A 25780-nucleotide genomic window follows, 5' to 3' on the forward strand; every position below is an offset into this window, starting at 1 on the left:
CCGATGACGCAACCGCACGCGGCAGGCGGGCACGGCCTGCGTTTCAGCAAGATGCACGGGGCCGGCAACGACTTCGTCGTGGTCGACCTCCGCCACGGCCAGCCGGCGCCCGATGCGGCGCTGTGCCGGCGCCTCGCCGATCGGCACGCGGGCGTCGGCTGCGACCAGATCCTCACCATCGAGCCGCCGCGCAGCGCGAACGCCGCGGCGAGCTACCGCATCTGGAATGCGGACGGCTCGCAGGCGCAGCAATGCGGCAACGGCGCGCGTTGCGTTGCGGCGTGGCTGGTGCGCGATGGTGTCGCGCGTGCGCCGCGGTTCGAAGTGGACAGCCCGGCCGGGACGCATGCAGTCGATGTGTTGCCCGACGGGCGCTATCGCATCGCGATGGGCGTGCCGGACTTCGAGCCCGCGCGCATCCCGATGCACGGCGTGGCCCAGGCCGCCGACGAATATGCGGTGCACCTCGACGGACAGGCGCTGCACATCGGCGCGGCGTCGATGGGCAATCCGCATGCGTTGCTCGTGGTCGACGATGTCGACACCGCGCGCGTGGGCATCCAGGGGCCGGCGTTGCAGCGCGAAGCGTTGTTCCCGGAATCGGTGAACGTGGGCTTCGCGCAGATCGAATCGCGCGACCGCATCCGCCTGCGCGTGTACGAGCGCGGCGTGGGCGAAACCCTCGCGTGCGGCAGCGGCGCGTGCGCGGCGGCGGCGATCCTGATGCGCCGCGGGCGCGTGGATCGCGACGTCGTGGTGTCGCTGCCCGGCGGCGAGTTGCAGGTGGCGTGGCCCGATGAAACGGGCCCGATTTTCATGGCCGGTCCGGCCACGTTCGTCTTCGAAGGGGAGTGGTTGCCATGATCGACACGACCGAGAAACTCGGCGCGCACGAAGTCGCCGCCTGGCTGCGCCGGCATCCGACGTTCCTCAAGCAGTTCCCCGACCTGGCGCTGAGCCTGGTGGTGCCGCGCGAGGAAGGCCCCGCGGCGTCGCTCGCCAGTTACCAGCTGGAAGTGCTGCGCGACAAGAACCGCGAACTCGCACGCCGCCTGCAGGAACTCTTCGCGAACGCGCAGGAGAACGAACGCCTCGCCGTGCGCACGCACCAGCTCGCGCTGGGCTTGATGCGGCAGGACAGCGCGGCCGGTACTTTGCGCGCGATGGCGGCGGCGTTGCAGGAAGATTTCCAGGGCGACCTGGTGCGCGTGGTGTTGTTCAAGCCGGTCGCCGGACTGGACGACGCGGACTGGTTGCAGGTGTTGCCGGCGGATGACGTGCGCCTTGCGCCGTTCCGCGATGCGATCAGCGCAGGCGAACCGATCTGCGGGCGCCTGCACCCCGACAAGCACGCGTTGCTGTACGGCATGCGTGCGGACGACGTACAGTCGAGCGCGTTGCTGTCGATCGACGGCATCGGCCTGATCGCCGTAGGCAGCCGCGACGCCAACCGCTTCTTCCCGGGCATGGGCACGCTGTTCCTGCGCATGATGGGCGACGCACTCGCGGTCGCGCTGCAACGCTACCCGGGCTGACGCGGCGCACGCCGCCATGTCGATCGACGACTACCTCGCGCACCTGCAAGTGGAGCGGCGCATGTCGCCGCACACGCTGGACGGGTATCGCCGCGACCTCGATGGACTGAAGGCGTGGGCGGACGCGCAGGGCGCGGAGGTCCAGACCCTGCACACGGAACAATTGCGCGCGTTCATCGCGAGCGAGCATCGCCGCGGGCTGTCGCCGAAGAGTTTGCAGCGGCGGTTGTCGGCGTGCCGGAGTTTCTATCGCTGGTTGCTGAAGCATGGGCGCATCCAGGCGAATCCCGCGCAACCGATCCGTGCGCCGAAGGCGCCGCGCAAGTTGCCGCAGGTGCTGGATCCGGACGAAGCGAAGGCGCTGGTCGAAGTACCGACCGATGCGCCGCTCGGGCTGCGCGATCGCGCGTTGCTGGAGCTGTTCTATTCGTCCGGCCTGCGCCTGTCGGAACTGTGCGCGTTGCGCTGGCGCGACCTCGATCTGACCGTCGGGCTCGTCACCGTGCTCGGCAAGGGCAACAAGCAGCGCAGCGTGCCGGTGGGCTCATTCGCGCGCACGGCGTTGTCCGAGTGGAAGGCGGATCAACGCGCGGATGGCGACACGCATGTCTTCCCCGGCCGCAACGGCGGGATGTCGCCGCGCGGCGTGCAGGCACGGTTGCGCACGCTCGCGCAGCGACAAGGGTTGTTCAAGCGCGTGCACCCGCATCTGCTGCGACATAGTTTCGCGAGCCACGTGCTGGAGTCTTCGGGTGACCTGCGTGGCGTCCAGGAACTGCTCGGCCACGCAGACATCTCGACGACGCAGATCTACACGCACCTGGATTTCCAGCACCTGGCGAAGGTGTACGACGGGGCGCATCCGCGGGCGAAGCGGAAGAAGTAAGCCCGTTACTTGCAGGGAACGATGCGGAACTCGACGCGGCGGTCCAGCACGTCGATGGCATCGTCGGTCCCGCTGCCGATGAGGTTGTGCCGCGATCCCATGCCGCTGACGTGCGTGCGCGCGGCGAGCTCGCGCGACTCGGCGACCAGGCGGCGCTGGATGTCCTTCGCGCGACGCAAAGACAGCGCGTCGTTGACCGACGCCTTCCCGGTGCGGCTGGTGTGGCCGACGATGTCCATGCACACCTTCGCCTCGGTGCTTTCGCGCGCGATCTGGCGCAACCACATCGGATACGGGCTGTTGATGCGCGGATCGATCCAGAACTGCGTGGTGCCCGGGCTGAAGAGGAACTTCACGCTGAGCTGGCGATACGCGATGCCCATGGCGACCACGCGGCCGAAGGCCTGTTCCGCTTCTTCCGCGCGGCCCAGCTTCGCCGTCGCCAGGTAGATGCCGTTGAGCACGCGGAGCTGTTCGCCCGCCGGGGCCGCGAGCGCGCTGCGGTATTCGCCCAGCGCTTCGCGATAGCGCGCCTGGTTGTAGAGGTCGGTGGCTTCTTCCACCTGCGTGGCGGTCGCGATGCGATCGAGGTAGTACGCGTCGCCGCGTTGCCCGCGCGGCGTGGACGCGGTGCGCACGTAGCCTTCGATGACCTGGTCCTTCACCAGCACCGGGCTGTCGCGGTAGTACGGCAGCGGGGCGTGGTCGAGGGCTGCGTCCTGCGCGAGGATCGAGGTCTGCGCGACGACGGTGCCGGTCTTCAGTTCGACGAGCGCGAGTTCCAAGCGCAACGCGGGGCCGCTGGCGTGCGCGGCGCGTGCCATCGTGCTGGTGAGCAGGTAATCCGCGCGAGCGAGGTTGGCCGAGCGGAACGGCAGCACGTCGAATTGCTTGTAGCGCGCACCGATGTGCGCGGCGATGGCGGTGTCGAGCTGGCGCGTCACGCCGGTCTGCTGGCCGCTTTCTGCGTCCAGCGTCGGGTCGTGGACGACCCCGCGCGATCCGAACGACAGGAACGCGGGGCCGGACTGGGCTTGCGCCATGAGGGCATCGGTCGCCTGTGTCACGGCTTGCGGAAAGGGCAGCGGTGTCGCGGGTGCAACGGGTTTCGTCGCGCACGCGGACAACAACAGCATGACCAGCAGTGCGAATACGTAATTCACGGACATCGTTTTCATCGGATACACCCCTGTCTCAAGAGATCGAGTTCGTCGGAATCCAGGGCCTCGAGCGAGGCCTTCTGCAGCAGGCCGACGCATTGCGCCGACATTGCGTGTGTGTCGGGCAGCGCTTGCGCCATTGCGTCGTGTGCTTGCGGCATCGGCGTGCGCGGATCCATCACGGCCTCGTAGGCCAGCGACATCGGATCGATCGGCTTGCCGCCTTCGCGCACTTCGAAATGCAGGTGCGGGCCGGTGGCCAGGCCCGTGCTGCCGACCGTGCCGATCGTGTCGCCCTGCCTGAGGTGCTGGCCCTTGCGCACGTCGATGCGATCCAGGTGCGCGTACACGGTGGTGCGACCACCAAGACCATGCTCGATGTAGATGACGTTGCCGTAGCCGGACTGCGTGCCCGCGAACGCCACCACGCCATCGCCCACCGTGCGGACCGGCGCGCCGTGTCGCGCGGCGAAGTCCACGCCGGCGTGATGGTGGCGATGCTTCTTGATCGGGTGGCGACGCATCGCGAAACCTGAAGTCACGCGCGCAACTTCGAGCGGCATCGCCAGCAGGGATTGCACGAGATCGACCACCGGCTTTGCACCCGGGACAAGGCCGCCCGACGCGGCCTTGTCGGGCAGCGCGCGGGCGTCGTCTTCACCGGGAGGCGCGGCGACGGCAGTTGCAATGCAGCCGCCGAGCAGGAGCGCGGCCGCAGCAATGCTGCGCCAGGGATGGCGCAAGGGCGTGGAAGTGGGCATGCGAAAAAGTTTGCGGGACCCGTCCCGGCCTGCCTCGCGGAATTTACGCCGAGCGGTTGGCGGCTTTTCGTCAATTTTTCCGTCGCGGATATCGGAATCGTCCCTACCCAGGCCTGGGCGCAAGCGACCGTGGCCGCTTGATCCCCTCGCGCCCGTCCCCAACTCAGGCAGACCCCCACTGGAGCCCACCCCCCATGGACCCCACCCGCTTCCACGCCACCACGATCGTGTCCGTCCGCCGCGACGGCAAGGTCGCCGTCGGTGGCGATGGCCAGGTCACGCTCGGCAACACTGTGATGAAGGCGAACGCCCGCAAGGTGCGCCGCCTGGGGCGCGACGGCCAGGTGCTCGCCGGTTTTGCAGGCGCGGCCGCCGACGCGTTCACGTTGTTCGAACTGTTCGAATCGAAACTCGAAAAACACGGGCAACTCACCCGCGCCGCGGTGGAATTGGCCAAGGACTGGCGCACCGAGCGTCGCCTCGGGAAGCTCGAAGCGCTGCTGGCCGTGGCCGACAAGGAAACCTCGCTGATCATCTCCGGCACCGGCGATGTCATCGAGCCCGAGGACGGGATCATCGCGATCGGTTCCGGCGGCCCCTACGCGCTGTCCGCGGCGCGCGCGCTGGTCGGCCACACGACGCTGGACGCGAAATCCATCGTCACCGAATCGCTCAACATCGCCGGCGACGTGTGCATCTACACGAACCGCAACATCGTGGTGGAAGAACTCTGATGAACAACCTCGCTGCGCACACCTCCTCCACCATGACGCCGCGCGAGATCGTGCAGGAACTCGACCGCCACATCATCGGCCAGCAGGCCGCCAAGCGCGCCGTCGCCATCGCGCTGCGCAATCGCTGGCGCCGCATGCAGCTGGAGCCCGACCTGCGCGATGAAGTGATGCCGAAGAACATCCTGATGATCGGTCCCACGGGCGTCGGCAAGACCGAGATCGCGCGCCGCCTGGCGACGCTCGCCAACGCGCCCTTCGTGAAAGTGGAAGCCACGCGCTTCACCGAAGTCGGCTACGTGGGCAAGGACGTCGAACAGATCGTGCGCGACCTGGCCGACACCGCGGTGAAGATGTATCGCGAACAGGCCAAGCAGCGCGTGCGCACGCAGGCCGAAGAGCGCGCGGAAGACCGCCTGCTGTCCGCGCTGCTGCCGAAGCGCCAGGTCGCCACGGTGTTCGGGTTCACCAACGACGAGCACGCCGAGGAAGTCTCGCCGGAAGAAAATGCCACGCGCGCCAAGCTGCGCAAGCAGCTGCGTTCCGGTGCGCTGGACGAGCGCGAGATCGAACTGGAAGTCGCGGTGAACGTCGGCGTCGACATCATGGCGCCGCCCGGCATGGAGGAAATGGGCCAGCAGCTCCGCCAGATGTTCTCGCAGGTGGCGGGCGGCAAGACGCACGCCAAGCGCCTGACCATCAAGGCCGCGCGCCCGCTGCTGATCGAAGAGGAAGCCGGCAAGCTGGTCAACGAAGACGATGTGCGCGCCGCCGCGATCGACGCGTGCGAACAGCACGGCATCGTCTTCATCGACGAGATCGACAAGGTGGCCAAGCGTTCGGAAGGCTACGGCGCGGATGTCTCGCGCGAAGGCGTGCAGCGCGACCTGCTGCCGCTGGTCGAAGGTTCGACGGTGAGCACCAAGTACGGGCCGGTGAAGACGGACCACATCCTGTTCATCGCCTCCGGTGCGTTCCACCTGGCCAAGCCGAGCGATCTCATTCCGGAAATGCAGGGCCGCTTCCCGATCCGCGTCGAGTTGTCGGCGCTGAGCAAGAACGACTTCGTGCGCATCCTGACCGAACCGCGCGCCGCGCTGACGCGCCAGTACGTGGAGCTGCTGAAGACGGAAGGCGTGGCACTGACGTTCTCCGACGATGCCATCGAGCGCCTGGCCGACATCGCCGAACAGGTGAACGATCGCCAGGAAAATATCGGCGCGCGCCGCCTGCACACCGTGCTGGAGCGCTTGCTGGACACGCTGAGCTTCGAGGCGCCGGACAAGGACGGCACGTCGCTGACGATCGACCGCGCCTACGTGGACCAGCACTTGGGCGAACTGGTGCTCGACCCGGACCTGTCGCGTTACATCCTCTGAGCTTCGCAACCTGCGCGATCGCTGCTAGCGTTCGCGCATGTCCTTTCCCGAAGCGGGCCCGCGCCGCACCGTCCTGGTGATCGGCGCCAATGGATTCCTGGGTGGCCACGTGGCCGCGGCGCTGCGGCGCGCGGGGTTCGGCGTGGTGCTCGGCGTGCGGGTCAGCGGTCGCGCACCCGCCGCGGACGAACGCCCCATCGACCTCGCCACCATGACGCGCCCGGAAGATTGGGTGCCGGTGCTGGCCGGCGTCGATATCGTGGTCAACGCGGCCGGCATCCTGCGCGAAGCCGGGCCGCAGACCTTCGATGCCTTGCACGTGCGCGGGCCGTTGGCGCTCGCGGAAGCCTGCGTCGCGTGCGGCGTGCGGCGCTTCGTGCAGGTGTCCGCGCTGGGGGCGCCGGAAGACGGCGCGTTCATCGCGTCGAAACACGCCTTCGATGACGCATTGCTGGCGTTGCCGCTCGATGCCGTCGTGCTGCGACCGTCCATCGTGTATGCAGCGGCGGGTTCGTATGGCGGGACGTCGTTGCTGCGCGCGCTGGCCGCCTTCCCCGGCGCGCAATGGTTGCCCGGGCGTGGCGAATGGGCGATCCAACCGGTGGCGATGGACGATCTCGCCGAACTTGTCGTCGCGGCGGCAGGCAACACCGTGCGAGGTGTCTTCGAAGTCGGCGGCCCTGTTCCGATGCGGCTCGCCGATTACCAGGCGACGTGGCGTCGCTGGTTGCGCATTCCCGGCACGCGCGAAGTGCATGTTCCCGGGGGCCTGGTCAGCGCGCAGGTCTGGTTGTGGGAACGCCTCGGCCGCGGGCCGGTGGGCGAGACCATGTGGCGCATGCTCCGGCGCGGGAACGTCACGCAGCCGGATGCGCATGCACACGTGCGCGATGCTTTCGGCGTGGCGCCGCGCGCGCTCGATGTCGTGCTCGCGGGCGCGGCCAGCCAGGTGCAGGATCGCTGGCAGGCGCAGTTGTATTTCCTGGCGCCCACATTGCGCGCGTCGATCATCGCGCTGTGGGTGCTGTCGGGGATCGCGGGATTGCGCGCCACCGACGCACAGCTCCATGCGATGGCGTCGGGGTCGTGGCTGGGCGACGCCGTCTCGCTGGCGCGCGCGAGTGCGTGGCTCGACTTGATCCTCGCGGCCTGGCTCGCGATCGGCTGGCGGCCGCGCCTCGCCCTCGGGTTGATGGGGCTCAGCGTGCTCGCTTACACGCTCGTGTTCGGCATCGCCCTGCCCGCGCTGTGGCTCGAACCGCTGGGCGGCCTCGCGAAGAACCTTGTCGTCCTGCCTGCGCTCGCGGTCGCGTGGGTGCTGGCGGACCGGAGATGACATGACGGCCTACCTGCTCGTGAAATGGATCCACGTGCTGTCGTCCACGCTGCTCTTCGGCACGGGCCTCGGCATCGCGTTCTTCTTCTGGATGGCGCACCGGCGCGGCGATGCGAAGGCCATCGCCGACACCGCACGCACGGTGGTCATCGCCGACGCGTGCTTCACCGCGCCCGCCGTCGTCGTGCAACTCGCGAGCGGCCTGTGGCTCGCGCATGCGCTGGGCATGCCGCTGTCGGTGTACTGGGTGCGCAGCGCCCTGTTCCTGTTCGTGTTGGTCGGCGCGTGCTGGTTGCCGGTGTTGTGGTTGCAGGTGCGCGCGCGCGATCTCGCGCGGCACGCCGCGCAACACGACGCGCCGCTGCCGCCGGCCTACCACCGCGCGATGCGGTGGTGGTTCTGGCTGGGATGGCCTGCGTTCGCGTCGGTCATGGCGATCTTCTGGTTGATGATCGCCAAGCCGGTGGGCTGACTCAGGGCTTGGCGTTGCGCGGATCGTCCTTCGGATCGACGTAGGTGATCTGGAACGGTCCAGTCGAGACCACCTGCACGACAGCGCCGCCCTTCGTCGACGCGGCGTGCTGCATCTTCGCGGGCAGGTTGACGTAGTCGCCGGCGACGAAGGCGCCGTCATGCACGTTCGCGCCCTCGCCCATCGACAGGGCGAAGTCGCCTTCGATCACCGTGACCTGCTCATCCGTGGGATGCCAGTGACGCGGCACCTTGCCGCCGGCCGGGAATTTCAGGCGGATCGTGAACGGCCCGGCCTTGCCGGGGTCGCCGTAGAGCACGGCGGCCTGCGTGCCCTTCGGCAGGGCCGGCGGCGCCGGGCCCCACTTGGTGTCGGCGGCATGGACCATCGCGTGCGTGTTGGCGGCGTCGGCCATCGCGGGCTTGTCGGGCGGCGGCGGCTCGGGGGGCGTGGACTGGGCCAGGGCGAGCGCCGGCACCAGCGCGGCGGTGAAGAGCATCGACGGTTTCACGGCGTTCCTCCTCCGGGGTGGGGTGTGCGGATCAACGCAGCACGCGCAGACGACCGGCCGCGGGCGATAATCCGCCGCATGAACGAACCCAGCGATTCGCGCGGCACCACCCACTTCGGCTTCCGCGAAGTCCCCACCGGCGAGAAGCAGAAGCTCGTCGGTGAGGTGTTCTCGTCGGTGGCCGGCAAGTACGACCTGATGAACGACCTCATGTCGCTCGGCATCCACCGCGCGTGGAAGCGCTACTTCGTCGGCACTGCGCAAGTCGCGCCTGGCGATCGCGTGCTGGACCTCGCCGGTGGCACCGGCGACATCGCCGCGTTGCTGCGCGATCGCGTCGGCGACGCGGGCGAAGTGGTGCTGGGCGACATCAACGGCGCGATGCTGCGCGTGGGCCGCGACCGCATGATCGACCGCGGCAGCGTGCGCGGCCTGTCGTACGTGCAATGCAATGCCGAGTCGCTGCCGTTCCCCGACGCGAGCTTCGATCTCGTCACCATCGCCTTCGGCCTGCGCAACGTGACCGACAAGGACGCCGCGCTGCGCGAGATGCACCGCGTGCTGAAGGTCGGCGGCCAGGCGCGCGTGCTCGAGTTTTCCGAAGTGCAGGCGCAGTGGTTCAAGCCGCTCTACGACTTCCACTCGTTCAAGGTGTTGCCGAAGCTCGGGCAGTTGTTCGCGCAGGATGCGTCGAGCTACCAGTACCTCGCCGAATCCATCCGCAAGCATCCGCCGCAGGACCAGCTGAAAGCGATGATGGACACCGCGGGCTTCGTGCGCACGTCCTACAAGAACCTCAACGGCGGGATCGTCGCGATCCACACCGGCTACAAGGTCTGATCGATCAGGGCGCCGGCGTCGGCGCCGACACGAGCTTGAACCCCTCGCGCGCCAGGCGATCGGCGAGCGCCGTGTTGTCCAGCATGCGATCGATCGGCACGAGCGCCAGCACGCGATCGTGCTTCGCCAGCGACTTCAGCACCATCGCGTGCCAGGTGTCGTCGACCTTCGCTTCCACGTCCTTCAGGTCCACGAACTTCGCCACCGCGCTGTCCAGCCACGGCTTCATGCAGGTGAGGAAGTGGTCCTGCACCGGCAACGTGCGCAGCGTTTCGAGATCGCCGACGGCCCACGCGTCCGCGCGATCGGCCAGCGTGGGCAATTCGCGCTCGACGCGGCCCATCACCATGCGCAGGCACGCCACGTCATCCATGGTGCTGGCGTTGTACGCCTTCAGCGCTTCGCGCGGCTTGTCGAGCGTGAGGTTATAGGCGGCGCTTTCGATCGGGATGTCGCGATCCTTGGCGATGTCGAACACGGCGCGTTCGATGGTGTGCGACGCGGTGAGGCCGGTGCGCTTCGCCGCCGCTTCGAACAACTTGTCGGACGCCACCACGGGGCGGAAGCGGTCCGCGTTGCGATCGCCTTTCAGGAACGCATCGCGCAGCGCATTCCAGCGCGCGAGGTCGGCGGGCGGCAGGATGTCCGCCAGCGTCTTGTCGTCGGGGTTGTAGTCCACCTTGCGCATGCCGGGCAGCATCAGCGCCATCTGGAACAAGCCGGGGTTGGCGGTGATGCGCAATCCGATCGGCGTCAGCACGGCCTGCGCGCGCGCGACTTCGCGCGTGATCGCTTCCTTAGGCAATTGCTTGTCGGGCAGCGCGGGCGAAAGCGTGCCGAGGATGCGCAGCGTCTTGCCGTTGCGCTCGAACTCCCACACCGGCACCGCCTGCGGCAACGCGCGCACGGTGACGGCGGGCAGCGCGGCGGGTGCCGGCGCGGCGACGGGCGCGTGTTGCCCCTGCGCGCCGGCGGAGACGCTGGCGAGCAAGCCGCACCACACGATCCACTTCACGCGCCGGGTTGCCATGCGTAGCTCACCTTGAAGAAGAGACTGCGGGAATTGTCGAAGATGTCGCGGATCTCGTCGTCCGAGTAACCGCCTTCGGAATAGCCCGCGTACAACGCGCTGCGCGGGTTGAGCTTGTACGAATACAGCAACTGGCCCGCGACGTCGCGCCCGCGCTGCGGCACGCGCACGGTGTACAGGCCTTGGTTGCGATCGACCTGGCTGCCCTGCACCGACAGGCGCAGGCGCTGGCGCGGATCGAACTGCCAGCTCACGCGGCCGTCGACGACGCGCGCATCGAACGCGGTGCCGCCGTCGCGACGCAGGCGCTGCTGCGTGTAGTTGAGGTTGAGGTTGATGCCGCGGCCGATGTCGACTTCCACGAACGGTTCGATCTCGAACACGCGCCCTTCGCGCGAAGCGACCAGGTCGAGGCGATCGCCGCCTTCGTACGTGCCGCCCACCTTCAGCGACGGCCACGGCGTCACTTCGAAATAGAACGACCAGAAATCCTCGTCGAACAGCTGGTCGTTCCAGAAGCGCACGCGCGAACCGCCACCGAGTTCGTAGTAGCCCTGGCGCGACGCGCGCGCGGACAGGTAGCCCTCGACTTCGCGTTCCAGCAGCTGGCCGTCGTAGCGATGCGTGATGTCCCAGTCGCCGTTGAACTCGATGCGGCTGACGGTGCTGCCCTTCGGCAGGAACCACGTGTGGCCGCCGCCGATCGTCGACTTGTCGTATCCGACCTGCGTGATGAAGCCCAGGTCCGACCGGAAGCCCGGATCGATCGCCACGTGAGTCGCGTTGCCGCGCCACGTGCGGTTGCCGTAGCTGTAGTTGAGGTACAGCGCGTCGCCCTTCGGTGCGGTGTCGGGTAGCGCGTGGCCGTCGGGATATTCGGATTCGCTGCGCAGCCACTGGCCGCGCAGCGTGTGTTCGTCCTTCTGGTAACGCGCATCCACGCCGCCGACGGCATTGTGGTAATCGTCGCCGCCGCGGTACGTGGCCACGGCGCCGATGCTGGTGTGCGCGTCGAGGTCGTAGCGATAGCGGCCGACGAAGTCGGTGGCTTCCTGGTCGAGGAACCGGAACGACGAACCGAGCACGCCCGGCACCAGCAACTGCGTCGTCGCGTCCTGCGCGGCGATCACGCCGTAGGCCTGCGATCCGTTGCGCCCGGTGACGCGCACGCCGTAGTCTGGATCGGCGATCTGGCGCGTGTAGAGCACCTGCAGCGGCGTGGTGAAGTAATCCGCGCCTTCGAGGAAGAACGGGCGCTTCTCCGGGAAGAACAACGCGAAACTCGTGTTGAGGTCGAGCTGCGCCTGGTCGGTTTCAACCTGCGAGAAGTCGGGATTGATCGTGCCGTTGAGCGTGAGGTTGGGGCTCGGCGCCCACGCCACGTCGACGCCGGGTTCGAAGCTGGTGCCGTCGCCATGCCATTCGCCGTTCGGGCGATCGCGTTCTTCGGCGTCGATGATCGTCAGCGTCGGCGTGATTTCGAGGTTCCTGCCCTGCTTCACGCCTTCGAAGCCTTCCACCTTGTCGAAGGTGCAGGTCAGGCAGCGCGAACCGCGTTCGACGCGATTGCTGAAGTACTGGTAGCGGAAGTCGCGCGGGCGGATGCGCAGGAACGTCGCGCCCCAGCGGCGCACGTCGTCGGTGTCGCGGAAGCGCAGCGTGGCGAAGGGGATGCGGATCTCGGCGTCGTAGCCCTGGTCCGTGATGCGCGCGGCGCTGGTCCACAGGCCGTCCCAGCTGTCGTCTTCGTTGCCGGTGGCTTCTTCCTTGATCAGGTCGGCCTGCACGCCCAGCGGGTTGACGAAGAATTCGTACGCGCGGCGCTGGTCGTCGAACGTATCCAGCATCACGCCGACGAAGTCGTCGCTGTACAGCGAATCGCGATCGCGCAGGAACGCGCGCACTTTCGACGGATCCGGATCCTCGGCGTGGAAGGCGATGACCAGCGCGTCGGTGGTGTACGCGACGCGCACCGTCGTTTTCACCGGCGCGGGCGTGTTGTCGTTGGGCGTCACCTCGAACGGCAGGTCGATGGTCGCGGCCTGCGCCCAGGCGGCGTCGTCCAGCACGCCGTCCACGACGATGTCCGTGGCAACGCGCGGGATCGCGCGCACGACTTTCTCGCCCACGGGCGGCGTGCCCGCCGGCGCGGACGCGGCCTGGGCGAGGGCGGTGGACGAAAACGCGGGCACGACCGCGATGAACAGGGCGAGCAGGCGCGCGCCCTTCAGGGAATTCGGAGGCATGCGCGGAGGATGGCGATGCAGGCGTCAATGCGAACGTGCCGGAAGTCGGGTGCCGGGATGGCTTGCGTTCCGGTACGAACTTTCTCGCCTCAAGGGCGCATGGGAGGCGCGGGGGCTGCGTGGTGTCATCGCGCCACGTGCCGAGAGCAGCGAGCGCCACCGACCTGCAGGGGTTTCGAAAGTTCCGCACAGCGCGTTGGTGAGGTTCATCACGTGTTGCGTGCCCTTGCGCAGAATCGCCGCCGCTCGACGCTTCGCGCCGAGTCCCCACAAAAAAGAGGTTCCGAATGAAGCGTTCCCTGCTTGCCCTGATGCTGCTTGCTGCCGTGCCGTTCGCTGCGTCCGCCGCCGACGGCATTTCCTACAACTACGTGGAAGGCGGTTACATGAAGACCGACACCGGCGGCGACGCCGATGGTTGGGCGGTCAATGGTTCGTGGGCCTTCCACCCCAGCTTCCATGTCTTCGGCGGTTACACCGACCAGAACGTGGACAACATCTACGGCGCCGATTTCGACCAGTGGCACCTGGGCGTCGGCTACAACCACACGCTGTCGCAGAAGGTGGACCTCGTTTCGCAGGTCGCCTACCAATCGGTCGACTTCGGCGGCATGTCGCAGAAGCACGATGGCTACACCGCCGAAGTCGGCGTGCGCGCCGCACTGACGCCGATGCTCGAAGGCTATGCGGGCGCGGGCTACGGCGACCTGGAACACAGCAACGGCGAGTTCTACGCCAAGCTCGGCACGCAGGTGAAGTTCAACCAGAACTGGGGCATCGCCGGCGACGTCAAGTTCGTCAGCGGCGACACGCAGTGGTTCGTCGGCCCGCGCCTGAGCTGGTAATCGCACCCACGGGATTCGCGACACTGCTCCCTCCCCCCTGCGGGGTCGCGAACGGAACCCGGCTTCGGCCGGGTTCTTTTTTTGCGCACGCTGAACGGAGTTCCGGCACTAGGCCGAAGGGCATGTTTGTTCTTGTGAACTTTTTGTTACCGTGCGCCCGCCGCCTAAAAGACGGTTCCAATCAAATCAAGGATTTAGTACCTAAATGAAGAAGACGCTTCTCGCGGCCGCCGTTTTGGCCGCCGCCTCCTTCGGCGCCTCTGCCGCCGAGAACACCGCCAACACCAACGGCATCAGCTACACCTACGTCGAAGGCGACTACGTTGCCCGCAACATGGACGTGGACATGAACACCGACATCGATTTCAAGGGCTGGGGCGTCAAGGGCTCGTACGAAATCGCCGACCAGTTCCACGTGTTCGGTGCGTACAACAAGACCAGCAACAACGACTTCATCGACATCGACCTCGACGAAACGCAGCTCGGCTTCGGCTGGCACAAGTCGGTCGCCGACAATGCCGACGCGATCGTCGAGCTGAGCTGGCTGCGCCAGGGCGTCGACGTGTCGCTGCTCGGCGTGAGCGCCGACGACCACGCTGACGGCTACCGCGCTTCGGCCGGTTTCCGCGGCGCGTTCAACGAACACGTCAACGGCACCTTCAAGGTGAACTACACCGACGGTTCGGACTTCAAGAGCGAGTTCACCCCGAGCTTCGGCGTGGAAGTGAAGTTCACCCCGATGTTCAGCGCGGTCGCCGATGCCGAAGTCGGCAACGGCAACAAGATGTACTCGATCGGCCTGCGCGCGAACTTCTGATCGCGTCGTCCCGATGAAAGAAAAAGCCCGGCATGCCGGGCTTTTTTTTCGTCAGCCGAACAGGCCGTCGGGATATTCGGGTTTCTGGTCGCGCGACAACAGGCGCTGCAGTCCCTCCGCCGGCGTGATTTCGCCGTGCAACACCGCACGCACCGCGCTGGAGATCGGCAGTTCGATGCCGTGCCGGTCCGCCTGGCGGATCACTTCGTCCGCGGTCTGGATCGATTCGACGACCTGCCCGATCTCGCGCACGGCGTCCTCGATGCTCTGCCCGCGCCCGAGCGCGAGGCCCAGCCGGCGATTGCGCGACAGGTCGCCGGTGCACGTGAGCACCAGGTCGCCCAGGCCCGCGAGGCCCATCAGCGTTTCCGCCTTGCCGCCGATCGCGGCGTTCAGGCGCAGCATTTCGTTGAGCCCGCGCGTGATCATGCCCGCGCGCGCATTGAGGCCGAGTTGCATGCCATCGGCGACACCGGTGGCCACCGCGAGCACGTTCTTCATCGCACCGCCGAGTTCGGCGCCCAGCATGTCGTCGCCCGTGTAGGCGCGGAATGCGGGGCCGTGCAATGCGTCGGCCACTTGTTGCGCGAAGTCGGGATCGGCGCCGTGCACGGTGAGCGCGGTGGGCAATCCCTGCGCGACTTCCTTCGCGAACGACGGCCCGGTGACGACGGCGAGCGGCACGCCGTCGCCGAGGACTTCGTTCGCGACTTCGTGCAGGAAACGCCCGGAGCCCGGTTCGAAACCCTTCGTCGCCCACGCCACGCCCGCGTGCGCGGGCCGGTGCGGCGCGAGCGAACGCAGCGTTTCAGCGAAGGCGTGCGAAGGCACGACGACCAGCACGAGGTCGCAATGCCGCAAGGCATCGCCGAGGTCGTGCGTGGCGCGCAACGACGCCGGCAATGCGATGCCGGGCAGGTAGCGTGCGTTTTCGTGCGTGGCGTCGATGGCCGCGACCGCTTGCGCGTCGCGGCCCCACAACACCGTGCGATGCCCGTGCCGCGCGATCAGCGCGGCCAGCGCGGTGCCCCAGGAGCCCGCGCCGAGGACCGCGATGGCGGGCAGTTGCGCCGGGTCTGCGGTCGCCATGGGCGGTCAGGCGTTCCCGACCGTCTCCGTGCCGCCCAGGTCGGTGCCGCCCGACAGGGCGCCCGCCTGCTGCGCGGCGCGCTGGCGCAGGTTTTCGGCGTACAGGCCGTCGAAGTTGATCGGCTGCATGAAGAACGGCGGGAAACCACCGGACTGGATCAGCTGCGACACGTTGGCGGCGGCGTACGGGTACAGCAGGTTGGGGCACTGCGTGCCGAGCATCGCGTCGATGCCGGCGTCTTCGAAGCCCGCCAGCGTGAACACGCCGGCCTGCTGCACTTCGGCCAGGTACGCGGTCTTGCCCGCGACGTTGCAGGTGAGCGTGATGCCGAGGATGACTTCGAACGCGCTTTCGCTCAGGCGCTGCACCTTCTGGTTGAGGTTCATCTGCAGCTCGGGCGCGCCCTGCTCGTTGAACACCTGCGGCGCGCCGGGCGCTTCGAAGGACACGTCCTTGACGTAGATCTTTTCGACGGTGAACGTCGCGCCGGCCGGGGCCGGGGTGGTGTCGTTGATGATGTCGTCGGCCATGGTGCTGCAACTCCGGAAAGCTTGGAAAAGAGGGCGATTATGGCACGCGACCCGGGGCGTCCCGGGTGGCGCGCGGTGTGTGAATCAAGGGCGGATCAGCGGCCTTTGACGAGCGGCAGGTCGGCCTGTTGCCAGGCGGCGATGCCGCCGTCCAGCCAGTACACCTGCTCGAAGCCGGCCTGCTTCAGCCGCTTGGCCGCCGCCGCCGACGCCTGGCCGGTGCGGCACACCGCGACGACCGGCAGCGACTTCGCGTTGGCGAGCTGCTTGTTCTCGGGATCGAACTGGCTCGGCTGCACGTTCTTGCTGCCGGGGATGTGGCCCTTCTCGAATTCCGCCGTCGAGGACAGGTCCACCACCAGCGCGTTCTCGCGGTTGATCAGCGCGGTCAGCGCAGCCGGGCGCAGCGCCTTGTAGCTGCGGAACAGGCGCGCGACTTCCATGTAGATGAGCGCGATGGTCAGGCCCACCAGGGCCATCGAGAGCATGGCGTGGCGGCCGGCGAAATCCAGCAGGGTTTCGAAATTCACGTGTGGGGGACTGCTTTGAAACGGGCGGGGATTGTCGCCCGCCCGGCTGCTGCGCGCAAAAGGCCCTTCCGGGCAGTCAGCCGCCCTGCCAGAAATCCGGCAGGCCGCCGACCAGCCACCAGGTCCCGGCGACCGGGTCGAAGCGCCAGCGCTCGGTGTAGCGCGTGGTGCGCTCCACGAGGGTGTGGCGGTTGACCAGGTTGATCTCGACCTCGCGGACGATGTCGCCGTCGGGCAGGGTCTGCGAGGCGAGGTCGTGGTACGCGGTGACCTGGATCTGGTTGTAGCGCTCCAGTTCCAGGTCGGTCATCGGGTGGGCCTTGCGGTATTCGGGGTCGGCCAGCTGCCATGCGCCTTCGAAATCGCCCCAGCGGATGGCGGCGGAATAGGCGTACTGCACGCGGTCGATGGAGTTGCGCTTGATGTCGGCGGCGCAGCCGGCGAGCAGGACGCACAGCGCCAGCACGAAAGCGCCGGACCAGGTGCGCAGCGTTGCATTGCGGTTCGACATGCCGTTCTCCTCGGGCGACGGCGAATCCTAGCCTTTTCGGAAGGCGACGAAACGTGCGCGCAGTGTCGCTGCGTCGGCGCCGTCGGGGAGGCGGACGCGGGCCAGCAGTTCGATGCGGGCGCGACCGCGGTCGGCGAGGGTGGACAGGAACACCTGCCAGTCGCTGTCGGGCGCGGCGTGCGCTTCGGCGTCCAGGTCGGCGTACAGCGGCGCGAGGTAGCGCACCTGGCTGTCGGCGACGAAGACGTCGGCTTCCATGCCCGCGCCCTGGATGCGCATCGTCGCGAGGCCCCAGCAGGCGAGCGTCATCAGGGACGACAGGCTGCCGCCGAACGCGCAGCCCTTGTCGTTGACGTTGCGATCCAGCGGGGCGAGGAGCGAGAGGCGTTCTTCGTCGAAGTGGTGGATCGACACCGCCATCGCCGCCACCGGGGGCATGCCCTGGTAGTGGGCGTCGAGGTGGGCGAGGCGATCGGCGAGGGAATCGGTCATGGCGGTGCGCATCGATGAGCGGTTGCGGCGCGGGGCGGCACGCCACAAGCTGCGCGCCATGCGTCCGAACACCCAACGCGGGACCGCGGCATGGTACGTGATCTCCCTGCGGCCGGTCGGCCAGCATGGCGCGTTGCGCCGTGCGGCGGCGAATGCGGGCGCGCAATGCATCGCGGTGTCGACGACACGCATCGCACCGCGGAACGACAAGGCGACGCGCGCAGCGTTGCGTGCAGCGCTGGCGGCGCCGGTCGTCGTGTTCACCAGTCCGAATGCCGTGCGGTGCGCGGCGATGTTGTCGCCGCTGCGGCCGCGGCGCGGACAAGTCGTGTGCGCGATCGGTGCGGGAACGGCCGCGGCGTTGCGGCGTGCCGGGCTGTCCGAGGTGGTGGTGCCGGCGCGCGCGGACAGCGAAGGCGTGCTGGCACTGCCGGCGCTGCGGGATGTCGCCGGCCGCACGGTGGGATTGGTGACCGCGCCCGGCGGGCGCGATCGTCTGGCACCCGGCCTGCAGGCGCGCGGCGCGAAGCTTGCGCGTGCCGATGTGTACGCCCGCGTGCCGATCGCCCCTTCGCCGCGCGCCTGGACTGCGTTGCGCACGCTGGCGTCGCGGCCGTGCATCGCGATGAGCAGCGTCGATGCGCTGCGCGGGTTGGTCGAGCACGCGCCGGTCGATCTCCGGGCGCGGGTGCTCGACTGGGACGTCGCGGCCGGCAGCGCGCGGCTCGCGGACGAGGCGCGGGCCCTCGGCTTCCGGCGCGTGCGGATCGCGGCCGGCGTGCGCCCGGCCGAGCTGGTCGCCGCGGCGCGTGATGGCGGCCCACGACGGTCCATCCGGTAGCATCTGCGCACCCCCCGCGTCATCGGCGACACCGTGATCGAACCCGACGCATCGCCTGCCCTCCCCTCGCGCCGCCGCGCCCCGCTCGCGTGGCTGGTGCTGCTGTTGTTCGCGCTGGCCGCCGCATGGGGCTGGCACGCCTGGACGCAGCGCCAATCCGCCGCGCGCGCGATGGAAATCGATGCGCAACAGCGCGTCGAAGCGCTGGAAGCGCGCATGGAATCCTTGCGCCGCGAACAGCGCGCGCAGGCCGGTCGCCTGCAACAGGCCGATGCGACGAACCGCGTGCTGCGCGACGAACTGCTCGGCGTCGGCCAGCGCGCGGCGCTGCTGGAAGACAGCGTGTCGAAGCTCGCCGATCCCGATCGCCATGGCGCGCAGGCGCTGCGCCTGGATGAAGTCGAGATGCTGTTGTCGATGGCGCGCAATCGCCTGGACATCGCATCGGACCTCGACGGTGCGCGCCGCGCGTATGCGTTGGCCTCGGGCATGCTCGACGGTATCGACGATCCGGCGTACCTCAGCCTGCGCCAGACGCTCGCGCAGGAGCGCGCGGCGCTGGAAGCCGTCGGCGTGGATCCGGCGCACGCCGCGGCCGCGAAGCTCGATGCGATCGAAACGCGCCTGCCCACGTTGCCGCTCGTGCGCGATGCGCGCGAGGCGTCGCAGCGTTCGTGGTGGGAACGCGTCGCGTCGCGCCTGATCGACGTCCAGCCGAGCGATCGTGCGCAACTGCGCGCGACGAGCGATCGCAGCGCGGGCATGGAAGCGCTCGCCATCGAGTTCACGCTGGCGCGCGCCGCGCTGGAACGTCGCGACCTGCCCACGTGGCGTGCGTCGCTCGGCCGCGCCGATGCGTGGCTGCCGCGGTTGTGGCCGGACACCGATGCGCTGCGTGCGCAACGTCGCGCGTTGCAGGCGCTGCGCGCGCAGTCGCTGGCGTTGCGGTCGCCGGTGCTCGGCAGTTCGCTCACGCAATTGCGCGCGATGCGCGCCCGCACGGAGGCGCCATGAACCTGTTCCGGAACCTGTTGTTCCTGCTCGTGCTCGCGCTGGTCGGTGCGCTGGTGGCGCAGCGGCTGGTGGAGGATCCGGGCCTGGTGCTGGTGCGCTTCCACGGGCACGACTACCGCAGCACGCTGGTCGTCGCGTTGTTGCTGGTCGTCGCGGGGCTGTTGGGATTGTGGTTGGCGTGGACGGTGCTGGCGCTGCCCTTCCGCGGGTGGCGGGGTTTCAAACGCAGGCAGGCGCGCGCGCGTTTGGTCGACGGGATGTCGGCGTTGCACCAGGGACATTGGTCGCGCGCGGAAAAGCTGCTCGACATGGCGGCCGAGCGCGACGCCTCGGCGCCGGTGGCGCGCGTGGCCGCGGCGCAGGCGGCGGAAGCGCGCGGCGATGTGGCGGCGGCGAGCCGGCAGCTGGAGTTATTGGGCGATCGTTATCCGGTCGCGTCGGCGCTGGCGCGCGCCGAGCGCACGTGGGCCGCGGGCGATGCCGCGGCGACGCTCGCGTTGCTCGACGCACCCGCGGCGCAACCCCTGCCGCCGCGTGGCCTCGTGCTCCGCGCGAATGCATTGGCGGCGCTGGGACGTTCCCACGAGGCCTACGGGATGCTCGGTGCGTTGCGCCAGCAGCAGGCGCTCCCCACCGCGGCGCTCGATGCGCTGCAGGCGCGCTGGGCCGCGGCGTCGCTGGCGGAATCGGCCGATGCCAACGCGCTCGCCGATCGCTGGGACAGCCTGCCCAAGCCGCTGCAATCGGAGCCGTCGGTCGTCGGCGCCTACGCCACGCGCGCGTCGGCGATGCGCTGGGACGATGCGGCCGCACGCAATCTCGAACAGGCATTGGCGACGCGCTGGGACGAAGGCCTCGTCGCGATGTACGGCAAGTTGCCGACGACGACGCCCGATGCGCGGCGCGCGCAGATCGAACGCTGGTTGCAGGCGCATCCGGAATCTCCCGCCGCCCTGCTCGCCCTCGCGCAAGTCCAGCGCGCCAGCGCGCCGTGGCCGGTGGCGGAAGGCACGCTGCACCGCGCGGTGGCCCAGGGGGGCGGGGCGCAGGCGTGGGAAGCGCTCGGCGAGGGTTACGCCGCCGCGGGCGATCCCGAGACCGCGCGCCGCTGCTACGCCAACGCGCTGCGCGCCACGCGCGGTGAAGCGCCCCAGCCGCTGCCCAACCGCGACCTGCGCCAACAGATCGTGGACGAGGCCGCCATCGAGGTCCGCGACGAACACGGCCTGCCCCGCCTCCGCGAATGACCGGGGCGGCGGGCCGCACGCGGCACCCTCGCTAGAATGCCGCGCATGACCGACGCGACGACCGAAGACGACGCTGGCTTTGCCCGCGTCCGCGATTACCTGACCGACCTGCAGGACCGCATCTGCGCGGCGATCGAACACGCCGACGGCGGCGCGCGTTTCGTCGAGGACCGCTGGCAGCGCGCGGAAGGCGGCGGCGGGCGCACGCGGATCCTGCGCGACGGGGCGGTGTTCGAGCAGGCGGGCATCGGGTTCTCCGATGTCTCCGGATCGAAGCTCCCGCCCTCGGCGACCGCCGCGCGCCCCGAACTGGCCGGCGCCACCTGGCGCGCTGTCGGCATGTCGCTCGTCTTCCATCCGCGCAATCCGCACATCCCCACCACGCATGCGAACGTGCGGCACTTCCGGGCGCAGCGCGACGGGAAGACGGTGGCGTGGTGGTTCGGCGGCGGCTTCGACCTCACGCCGTTCTATCCCGTCGACGAGGACGTGCGGCATTGGCACGCGACGGCACGCGCGCTGTGCGAGCCGTTCGGCGGCGAAGCGCGGTACGCGGCGCACAAGCGCTGGTGCGACGAGTACTTCTTCCTGAAGCACCGGGACGAGACGCGCGGCGTCGGCGGGTTGTTCTTCGACGACCTGCACGAGGATTTCGAACGCGACTTCGCCTATATGCGCGCGGTGGGCGACGGGTTCCTCGACGCCTACCTGCCGATCGTCGAGCGCCGCCGCGACACGCCCTGGGGCGAACGCGAGCGCGACTTCCAGCTGTATCGCCGCGGGCGCTACGTGGAATTCAACCTGGTGCTGGATCGCGGCACGCTGTTCGGCCTGCAGAGCGGCGGGCGCACCGAATCCATCCTGATGAGCCTGCCGCCGCTGGTGCGCTGGGAATACGGCTTTGCGCCGGAACCGGGCAGCCCGGAAGCGCGCCTGGCGGATTACCTGCGCCCGCGCGACTGGCTGGCCGAAGGCTAGTCCTTCTTCTTCGGCACCACGCTGATCCGGCCGTCGGTCTCGAGCAGCGCGAAGGCGACGTCTTCCATCGTCAGCTCGCCGTTCTGGCGCAGGGCTTCGTCGAAGTCGTTCTCGCTGACGAGTTCGCGGCGCAGGACCCGCTTGAACAGCTTGCCGTCGCGCGCCAGCAGGACGGGCTCGCCTTCGATCAGCCGTTCGGCGCGCCGGCTGCGGGAACTGACGTAGCCCACGAGCCAATTCAGGCTGATCAGGATCGCCGCCAGGAACAGCCCGCCCATCAGCGAGGTGTCCTCGCCGAGCAGCGAGTTCTGCACCGCGTTGCCGAGCAGCACGATCAGCAGGACGTCGAAGGGCGTGAACTGGCCCATCGTCCGCTTGCCCGAGATCCGGATCATCGCCAGCAGCACGACGTAGACCACCACGGCGCGCAGGATGAATTCCCACCACGGCATGGCGAGGTCGAACAGGTCGGTCATCGGGTTCCCCAAGGCTGCGTGGCCGCGTGGCGCGACTTTAACGCGTGGGCATGAAAACGAAGGCAATAAAAAGCCCCGCAGGCCAGGGGGAGACCGGCGGGGCTGGGAAGCGGGACTTGGGGAGGAGTCTTCGCTTCGGGATCACTCCAGGGGAGGGAGATGATCTGCGTCAGACCTTGCATCTGACGCGGGCTATGAGACCACCCGAAGCATGGATGGTTCGTGAAGATTTCAGTTAAGAACTCGTTGGATTCAGGATGAATTCATCGCGCCCGGAGCGCCCTCACAAACCGCGACTCATCAGTGGGCTTCATCCCAATTGGCGCCCTTGCCTGCATCGACCACGAGGGGCACGCGCAAGTCGGCGGCGGCGGCCATGCGCGCCTTCGCGCCATCGACCAGATCGTCCACGAATCCGTCCTCCACGTCGAACACGAGTTCGTCGTGCACCTGCAGGATCATCAGCGCGCGCCCGCCGAGGCCCGCGAGCCAGCGATCGATCTCGATCATCGCCCGCTTCACGATATCCGCCGCAGTCCCCTGCATCGGCGCGTTGATCGCCGCGCGTTCGGCGCCCGCGCGCAGGCCCTGGTTGCGCGAGGCGATGTTTTCCAGGTGCAGCCGGCGCCCGAACACCGTTTCGACGAAGCCGCGCTCGCGCGCTTCCTGCCGCGTGCGCTCCATGAAATCGCGCACGCCCGGATAGCGCGAGAAATACAAGGCGATGTAGTCCTGCGCTTCGCCGCGCCCGATGCCGAGTTGGCGCGCTAAACCGAATGCGCTCATACCGTACATCAGGCCGAAATTGATCGCCTTCGCGGCGCGACGCTCGTTGCCGGAGACCTCTTCGATGGTCTTGCCGAACACTTCCGCCGCGGTCGCGCGATGGATGTCGGCGCCGGAGGTGAATGCGCGCAGCAGGTTCTCGTCTTCCGACAGGTGCGCCATGATCCGCAACTCGATCTGCGAGTAGTCGCACGCCACGATGCTGCGCCCCGCCGGGGCGATGAATGCGCGGCGGATGCGGCGGCCGTCCTCGGTGCGGATCGGGATGTTCTGCAGGTTGGGATCGGAGGACGCCAACCGGCCCGTCGCGGCGCCCGCCTGGTGGTAGCTGGTGTGCACGCGGCCGGTGTTGCGGTTGACCATGTCCGGCAGCTTGTCGGTGTACGTGCTGCGCAGCTTCGCCAGGCCGCGGTACTCCAGGATGATGCGCGGCAGCTCGTGCATGTCCGCGATGGCCTCCAGCGCTTCTTCGTTGACGCTGGGCTGGCCGCTCGGCGTCTTCACCTGCACGGGCAGCTTCAATTCCTCGAACAGCAACTGGCCCACCTGCTTCGGCGAGTCCAGGCTGAAGGTGCGGCCGGCGAGTTCGGTCGCGCGCTGCTGCGCGTCGAGCATGCGCTTGCCGAGGTCCGCGGACTGGCGCTTGAGCTCCACGACGTCGACCAACACGCCGTTGGCTTCCACGCGCTCCAGCACGGGCACGAGCGGCATTTCGATTTCGCGATAGACGCGATCGAGCGTGGGTTCCGACGCCACCTTCGGGCGCAGCACCGAATGCAGGCGCAGGGTGATGTCGGCGTCTTCCGCCGCGTAGCGCGTGCCGTCTTCCAGCGACACCTGCGAGAACAGGATCTGCTTGGCGCCCTTGCCCGCGACGTCTTCGTACTTGACCGCGTCGTAGCCGAGGTAGCGCTTGGCGAGCGAATCCATGTCGTGGCGGCTCGCGCCCGCGTTCCACACGAAGCTTTCCAGCATCGTGTCCTCGGCGTAACCGTGCACGTCCATGCCGTGGCAACGCAGGACGTGCAGGTCGTACTTGCCGTGCTGCCCGATCTTGCGCCTGTTCGCGTCCGCGAACAGCGGACGCAATGCATCCAGCGTGTCGGCGAGCGGCAACTGCGCCGGCGCGCCCGGATAGGTGTGGCCGAGCGGGATGTAGCACGCGCGCCCGGCTTCCACCGCCAGGCTGATGCCCACCAGGTTGGCGCACAACGCGTCGAGCGAATCGGTTTCCGTATCGAACGCGAAGGCCTCGGCGGCCTGCACCTGCGCGATCCACGCGTCCAGGCGATCGCGCGTGAGGATGGTTTCGTATTCGCCCGGTTCCGACAGCTTCGGATCGATCGCACCGTCGGGCGCCGCGGATCCCGTGCGCGCGTATCCAGCTTCGGTGCCGCGCATCGAGGTCTTGCGCGCCGCCGCGGGCGCGGGCGTGCCGTCGAGTTCGCGCAAGGCCGCGTTGAACCCGTAGCGGGCGTACAGCACGCGCAGCGCATCGACGTCGCGTGCGCGCAGCTTGAGCGCCTTTGCGGGCAATTCCAGCGCAACGTCGGTCTTGATCGTCACCAGTTCGCGATTCAGCGGCAGCCGCGGCAACGCCGCGCGCAGGTTCTCGCCGATCTTGCCGCCGATCTTCGCCGCGTTTTCCATCACGCCGTCGAGCGAGCCGTATTCGGCGAGCCACTTCGCCGCCGTCTTGGGGCCGCACTTGTCGACGCCGGGCACGTTGTCGACCGCATCGCCCATCAGCGCGAGCATGTCGACGATCTGGTGCGCGTGCACGCCGAACTTGTCGAACACCTTGCCGTCGTTGTCGAGCACGCTGCCGCTCATCGTGTTGACGAGGGAGATCGCGCCGAGGCCGCCGCCCTGCACGCGCACCAGCTGCGCGAAGTCCTTGTCGCCGGTGGAGATCGTGACGTCCGCGCCGTCGCGCGCGGCTTCCAGCGCGAGCGTGCCGATCACGTCGTCCGCTTCCACGCCATCCACGCGCAGGATGGGGAAGCCGAGCGCCTGCACGATCTCGCACATGGGCGCGATCTGCGCGCGCAGGTCGTCCGGCATCGCGGCGCGATTGGCCTTGTATTCGGGATAGAGGTCGTCACGGAACGTCTTGCCGGGCGCGTCGACGACGAAGGCGGCGCAGTCCGGCTGCTCGGCCAGCGTGGCGCGCAGCATGTTCACGACGCCGAACAGGGCGCCCGTGGGCTCGCCGGCGCTGTTGGTGAGAGGGGGAAGCGCGTGGAACGCGCGATACAGGTACGAGGACCCGTCGATCAGGACCAGTCTTGGCATCCGGGGATTCTACGCCCGCATCGCGCCCGCCCCGACCACGTCGCCACAACATCCCGGGCGCATAATCCGGACCGGATGGAGCCAGGCAGGAGGTGTCGGATGGACGCGTTTCCCCGCCCCGCGCGACAAGTCGCGCTCGTGCTGTCGATCGCCGCGGTTTTCACCGGCGCGCTCGTCGCCGGCTGCAGTACCTATGGCGGGGCCGATGCCGGTGGGCCTCCCATCCCGCCCGATGCCGTGGCCAGCACGCGGACCGAAACCAACGGCGACGTCGTCACCGAGTACCGCGTCGGTGGCGCCATCTCGATGGTCCGCATCGTGCCGCCGCATGGCCCCACGTATTACCTCACCGATTCCGATGGCGACGGCCGCCTGGACCGCACGCCCCAGGGCACGCGCGACGCGCCCGTCTACTTCAAGCTCTATGGCTGGTGACCCCCG

General features: G+C 68.5%; 27 protein-coding genes. 15 read left to right on the forward strand and 12 right to left on the reverse strand.

Annotated elements, in window-relative coordinates; all coding sequences use genetic code 11:
• Positions 1 to 3: 3 nt before the first annotated feature.
• Genes dapF through xerC form a run of 3 tightly spaced genes read left to right on the forward strand, consistent with a single transcriptional unit; the run spans position 4 to position 2421 of the window.
• The gene (gene dapF, locus LYSCAS_RS05645) at positions 4 to 864 is read left to right on the forward strand and encodes a diaminopimelate epimerase (RefSeq protein ID WP_213436540.1); all 861 of its coding nucleotides are present in this window, start codon (positions 4 to 6) and stop codon (positions 862 to 864) included.
• On the forward strand, positions 861 to 1535 hold the full coding sequence (locus LYSCAS_RS05650) for a DUF484 family protein (protein WP_213436542.1): 675 nt from the start codon (positions 861 to 863) through the stop codon (positions 1533 to 1535). The genes dapF and LYSCAS_RS05650 overlap by 4 nt, the downstream gene beginning before the upstream one ends.
• A 16-nt stretch (positions 1536 to 1551) precedes the next feature.
• Positions 1552 to 2421 (forward strand): tyrosine recombinase XerC, encoded by an 870-nt coding sequence (gene xerC / locus LYSCAS_RS05655; protein ID WP_213436544.1) that lies wholly within the window; start codon positions 1552 to 1554, stop codon positions 2419 to 2421.
• 5 nt (positions 2422 to 2426) lie between these two features.
• Here the strand turns inward: xerC and LYSCAS_RS05660 are convergent, their stop codons facing one another.
• Both LYSCAS_RS05660 and LYSCAS_RS05665 read right to left on the reverse strand, forming a co-directional pair.
• Positions 2427 to 3590, reverse strand: a complete 1164-nt coding sequence (locus LYSCAS_RS05660; RefSeq protein WP_213436546.1) for an OmpA family protein — start codon at positions 3588 to 3590, stop codon at positions 2427 to 2429.
• A 5-nt stretch (positions 3591 to 3595) separates the two neighbouring features.
• Entirely contained in the window at positions 3596 to 4342 is a 747-nt protein-coding gene (locus LYSCAS_RS05665; protein WP_213436548.1) for a M23 family metallopeptidase, read from the reverse strand.
• Between the two features lie 194 nt (positions 4343 to 4536).
• On the opposite strand from LYSCAS_RS05665, the gene hslV reads away from it, so the two are divergent.
• The 4 genes from hslV to LYSCAS_RS05685 are packed head-to-tail and all read left to right on the forward strand — an operon-like array spanning position 4537 to position 8260.
• On the forward strand, positions 4537 to 5076 hold the full coding sequence (hslV, locus tag LYSCAS_RS05670; protein ID WP_213436551.1) for an ATP-dependent protease subunit HslV: 540 nt from the start codon (positions 4537 to 4539) through the stop codon (positions 5074 to 5076).
• The gene (hslU, locus tag LYSCAS_RS05675) at positions 5076 to 6452 is read left to right on the forward strand and encodes an ATP-dependent protease ATPase subunit HslU (RefSeq protein WP_213436553.1); all 1377 of its coding nucleotides are present in this window, start codon (positions 5076 to 5078) and stop codon (positions 6450 to 6452) included. The genes hslV and hslU overlap by 1 nt, the downstream gene beginning before the upstream one ends.
• A 37-nt stretch (positions 6453 to 6489) precedes the next feature.
• Complete coding sequence (locus tag LYSCAS_RS05680; protein ID WP_213436555.1) at positions 6490 to 7788, forward strand: SDR family oxidoreductase; 1299 nt, start codon at positions 6490 to 6492, stop codon at positions 7786 to 7788.
• 1 nt (position 7789) lies between these two features.
• Positions 7790 to 8260, forward strand: a complete 471-nt coding sequence (locus tag LYSCAS_RS05685) for a DUF2269 family protein (RefSeq protein WP_213436557.1) — start codon at positions 7790 to 7792, stop codon at positions 8258 to 8260.
• 1 nt (position 8261) lies between these two features.
• Here the strand turns inward: LYSCAS_RS05685 and LYSCAS_RS05690 are convergent, their stop codons facing one another.
• On the reverse strand, positions 8262 to 8771 hold the full coding sequence (locus tag LYSCAS_RS05690; protein WP_213436559.1) for a cupin domain-containing protein: 510 nt from the start codon (positions 8769 to 8771) through the stop codon (positions 8262 to 8264).
• A 78-nt stretch (positions 8772 to 8849) separates the two neighbouring features.
• On the opposite strand from LYSCAS_RS05690, the gene ubiE reads away from it, so the two are divergent.
• Positions 8850 to 9611 carry a bifunctional demethylmenaquinone methyltransferase/2-methoxy-6-polyprenyl-1,4-benzoquinol methylase UbiE gene (ubiE, locus tag LYSCAS_RS05695; RefSeq protein WP_213436561.1) on the forward strand — a complete coding sequence of 254 codons (762 nt, stop codon included), beginning with the start codon at positions 8850 to 8852 and terminating at the stop codon, positions 9609 to 9611.
• Positions 9612 to 9615: 4 nt separating this feature from the next.
• Here ubiE and LYSCAS_RS05700 read toward each other — a convergent pair whose 3' ends face one another.
• Positions 9616 to 10641, reverse strand: coding sequence for a TraB/GumN family protein (locus LYSCAS_RS05700; RefSeq protein ID WP_213436563.1), 1026 nt, complete (start codon positions 10639 to 10641; stop codon positions 9616 to 9618).
• Entirely contained in the window at positions 10623 to 12887 is a 2265-nt protein-coding gene (locus LYSCAS_RS05705) for a carbohydrate binding family 9 domain-containing protein (RefSeq protein WP_213436565.1), read from the reverse strand. Before LYSCAS_RS05705 ends, LYSCAS_RS05700 begins: the two co-directional genes overlap by 19 nt.
• Before the next feature lie 287 nt (positions 12888 to 13174).
• Between LYSCAS_RS05705 and LYSCAS_RS05710 the strand changes: the two genes are divergently transcribed.
• On the forward strand, positions 13175 to 13732 hold the full coding sequence (locus LYSCAS_RS05710) for a porin family protein (protein WP_213436567.1): 558 nt from the start codon (positions 13175 to 13177) through the stop codon (positions 13730 to 13732).
• A 205-nt stretch (positions 13733 to 13937) separates the two neighbouring features.
• Positions 13938 to 14549: an outer membrane beta-barrel protein gene (locus tag LYSCAS_RS05715; protein ID WP_213436569.1), complete on the forward strand. Its 612-nt coding sequence runs from the start codon at positions 13938 to 13940 to the stop codon at positions 14547 to 14549.
• A 51-nt stretch (positions 14550 to 14600) separates the two neighbouring features.
• Here the strand turns inward: LYSCAS_RS05715 and LYSCAS_RS05720 are convergent, their stop codons facing one another.
• From LYSCAS_RS05720 to LYSCAS_RS05740, 5 genes are all read right to left on the reverse strand, one after another.
• A complete protein-coding gene (locus tag LYSCAS_RS05720; RefSeq protein WP_213436571.1) occupies positions 14601 to 15638 on the reverse strand; it encodes an NAD(P)H-dependent glycerol-3-phosphate dehydrogenase in 1038 nt (345 codons plus the stop codon).
• A gap of 6 nt (positions 15639 to 15644) precedes the next feature.
• Positions 15645 to 16169, reverse strand: coding sequence for a protein-export chaperone SecB (gene secB, locus LYSCAS_RS05725; RefSeq protein ID WP_213436573.1), 525 nt, complete (start codon positions 16167 to 16169; stop codon positions 15645 to 15647).
• A 95-nt stretch (positions 16170 to 16264) separates the two neighbouring features.
• Positions 16265 to 16699 (reverse strand): rhodanese-like domain-containing protein, encoded by a 435-nt coding sequence (locus LYSCAS_RS05730; protein ID WP_213436575.1) that lies wholly within the window; start codon positions 16697 to 16699, stop codon positions 16265 to 16267.
• Between the two features lie 76 nt (positions 16700 to 16775).
• Positions 16776 to 17210 (reverse strand): hypothetical protein, encoded by a 435-nt coding sequence (locus LYSCAS_RS05735; protein WP_213436577.1) that lies wholly within the window; start codon positions 17208 to 17210, stop codon positions 16776 to 16778.
• 27 nt (positions 17211 to 17237) lie between these two features.
• The gene (locus LYSCAS_RS05740) at positions 17238 to 17702 is read right to left on the reverse strand and encodes a YiiD C-terminal domain-containing protein (protein WP_213436579.1); all 465 of its coding nucleotides are present in this window, start codon (positions 17700 to 17702) and stop codon (positions 17238 to 17240) included.
• On the opposite strand from LYSCAS_RS05740, the gene LYSCAS_RS05745 reads away from it, so the two are divergent.
• From LYSCAS_RS05745 to hemF, 4 genes are read left to right on the forward strand one after another with little or no spacing between them, the layout of a single operon-like run.
• On the forward strand, positions 17701 to 18543 hold the full coding sequence (locus LYSCAS_RS05745; RefSeq protein ID WP_244858680.1) for a uroporphyrinogen-III synthase: 843 nt from the start codon (positions 17701 to 17703) through the stop codon (positions 18541 to 18543). The genes LYSCAS_RS05740 and LYSCAS_RS05745 overlap by 2 nt on opposite strands.
• Before the next feature lie 33 nt (positions 18544 to 18576).
• Positions 18577 to 19557 carry a uroporphyrinogen-III C-methyltransferase gene (locus tag LYSCAS_RS05750; RefSeq protein ID WP_244858681.1) on the forward strand — a complete coding sequence of 327 codons (981 nt, stop codon included), beginning with the start codon at positions 18577 to 18579 and terminating at the stop codon, positions 19555 to 19557.
• Positions 19554 to 20804, forward strand: a complete 1251-nt coding sequence (locus LYSCAS_RS05755; RefSeq protein ID WP_213436581.1) for a heme biosynthesis protein HemY — start codon at positions 19554 to 19556, stop codon at positions 20802 to 20804. Before LYSCAS_RS05750 ends, LYSCAS_RS05755 begins: the two co-directional genes overlap by 4 nt.
• Positions 20805 to 20849: 45 nt before the next feature.
• Entirely contained in the window at positions 20850 to 21782 is a 933-nt protein-coding gene (gene hemF / locus LYSCAS_RS05760; protein WP_213436583.1) for an oxygen-dependent coproporphyrinogen oxidase, read from the forward strand.
• On the opposite strand, the gene LYSCAS_RS05765 is transcribed toward hemF, so the two are convergent.
• Both LYSCAS_RS05765 and polA read right to left on the reverse strand, forming a co-directional pair.
• Positions 21779 to 22258 (reverse strand): DUF421 domain-containing protein, encoded by a 480-nt coding sequence (locus LYSCAS_RS05765; RefSeq protein ID WP_213436585.1) that lies wholly within the window; start codon positions 22256 to 22258, stop codon positions 21779 to 21781. The two genes, hemF and LYSCAS_RS05765, sit on opposite strands and share 4 nt — an antisense overlap.
• Positions 22259 to 22558: 300 nt before the next feature.
• Positions 22559 to 25339: a DNA polymerase I gene (polA, locus tag LYSCAS_RS05770; protein ID WP_213436587.1), complete on the reverse strand. Its 2781-nt coding sequence runs from the start codon at positions 25337 to 25339 to the stop codon at positions 22559 to 22561.
• Between the two features lie 99 nt (positions 25340 to 25438).
• On the opposite strand from polA, the gene LYSCAS_RS05775 reads away from it, so the two are divergent.
• Entirely contained in the window at positions 25439 to 25774 is a 336-nt protein-coding gene (locus LYSCAS_RS05775; RefSeq protein WP_213436589.1) for a DUF2782 domain-containing protein, read from the forward strand.
• Positions 25775 to 25780: the final 6 nt, after the last annotated feature.

The organism is Noviluteimonas caseinilytica, from assembly GCF_018406605.1.
Taxonomy (GTDB): domain Bacteria; phylum Pseudomonadota; class Gammaproteobacteria; order Xanthomonadales; family Xanthomonadaceae; genus Noviluteimonas; species Noviluteimonas caseinilytica.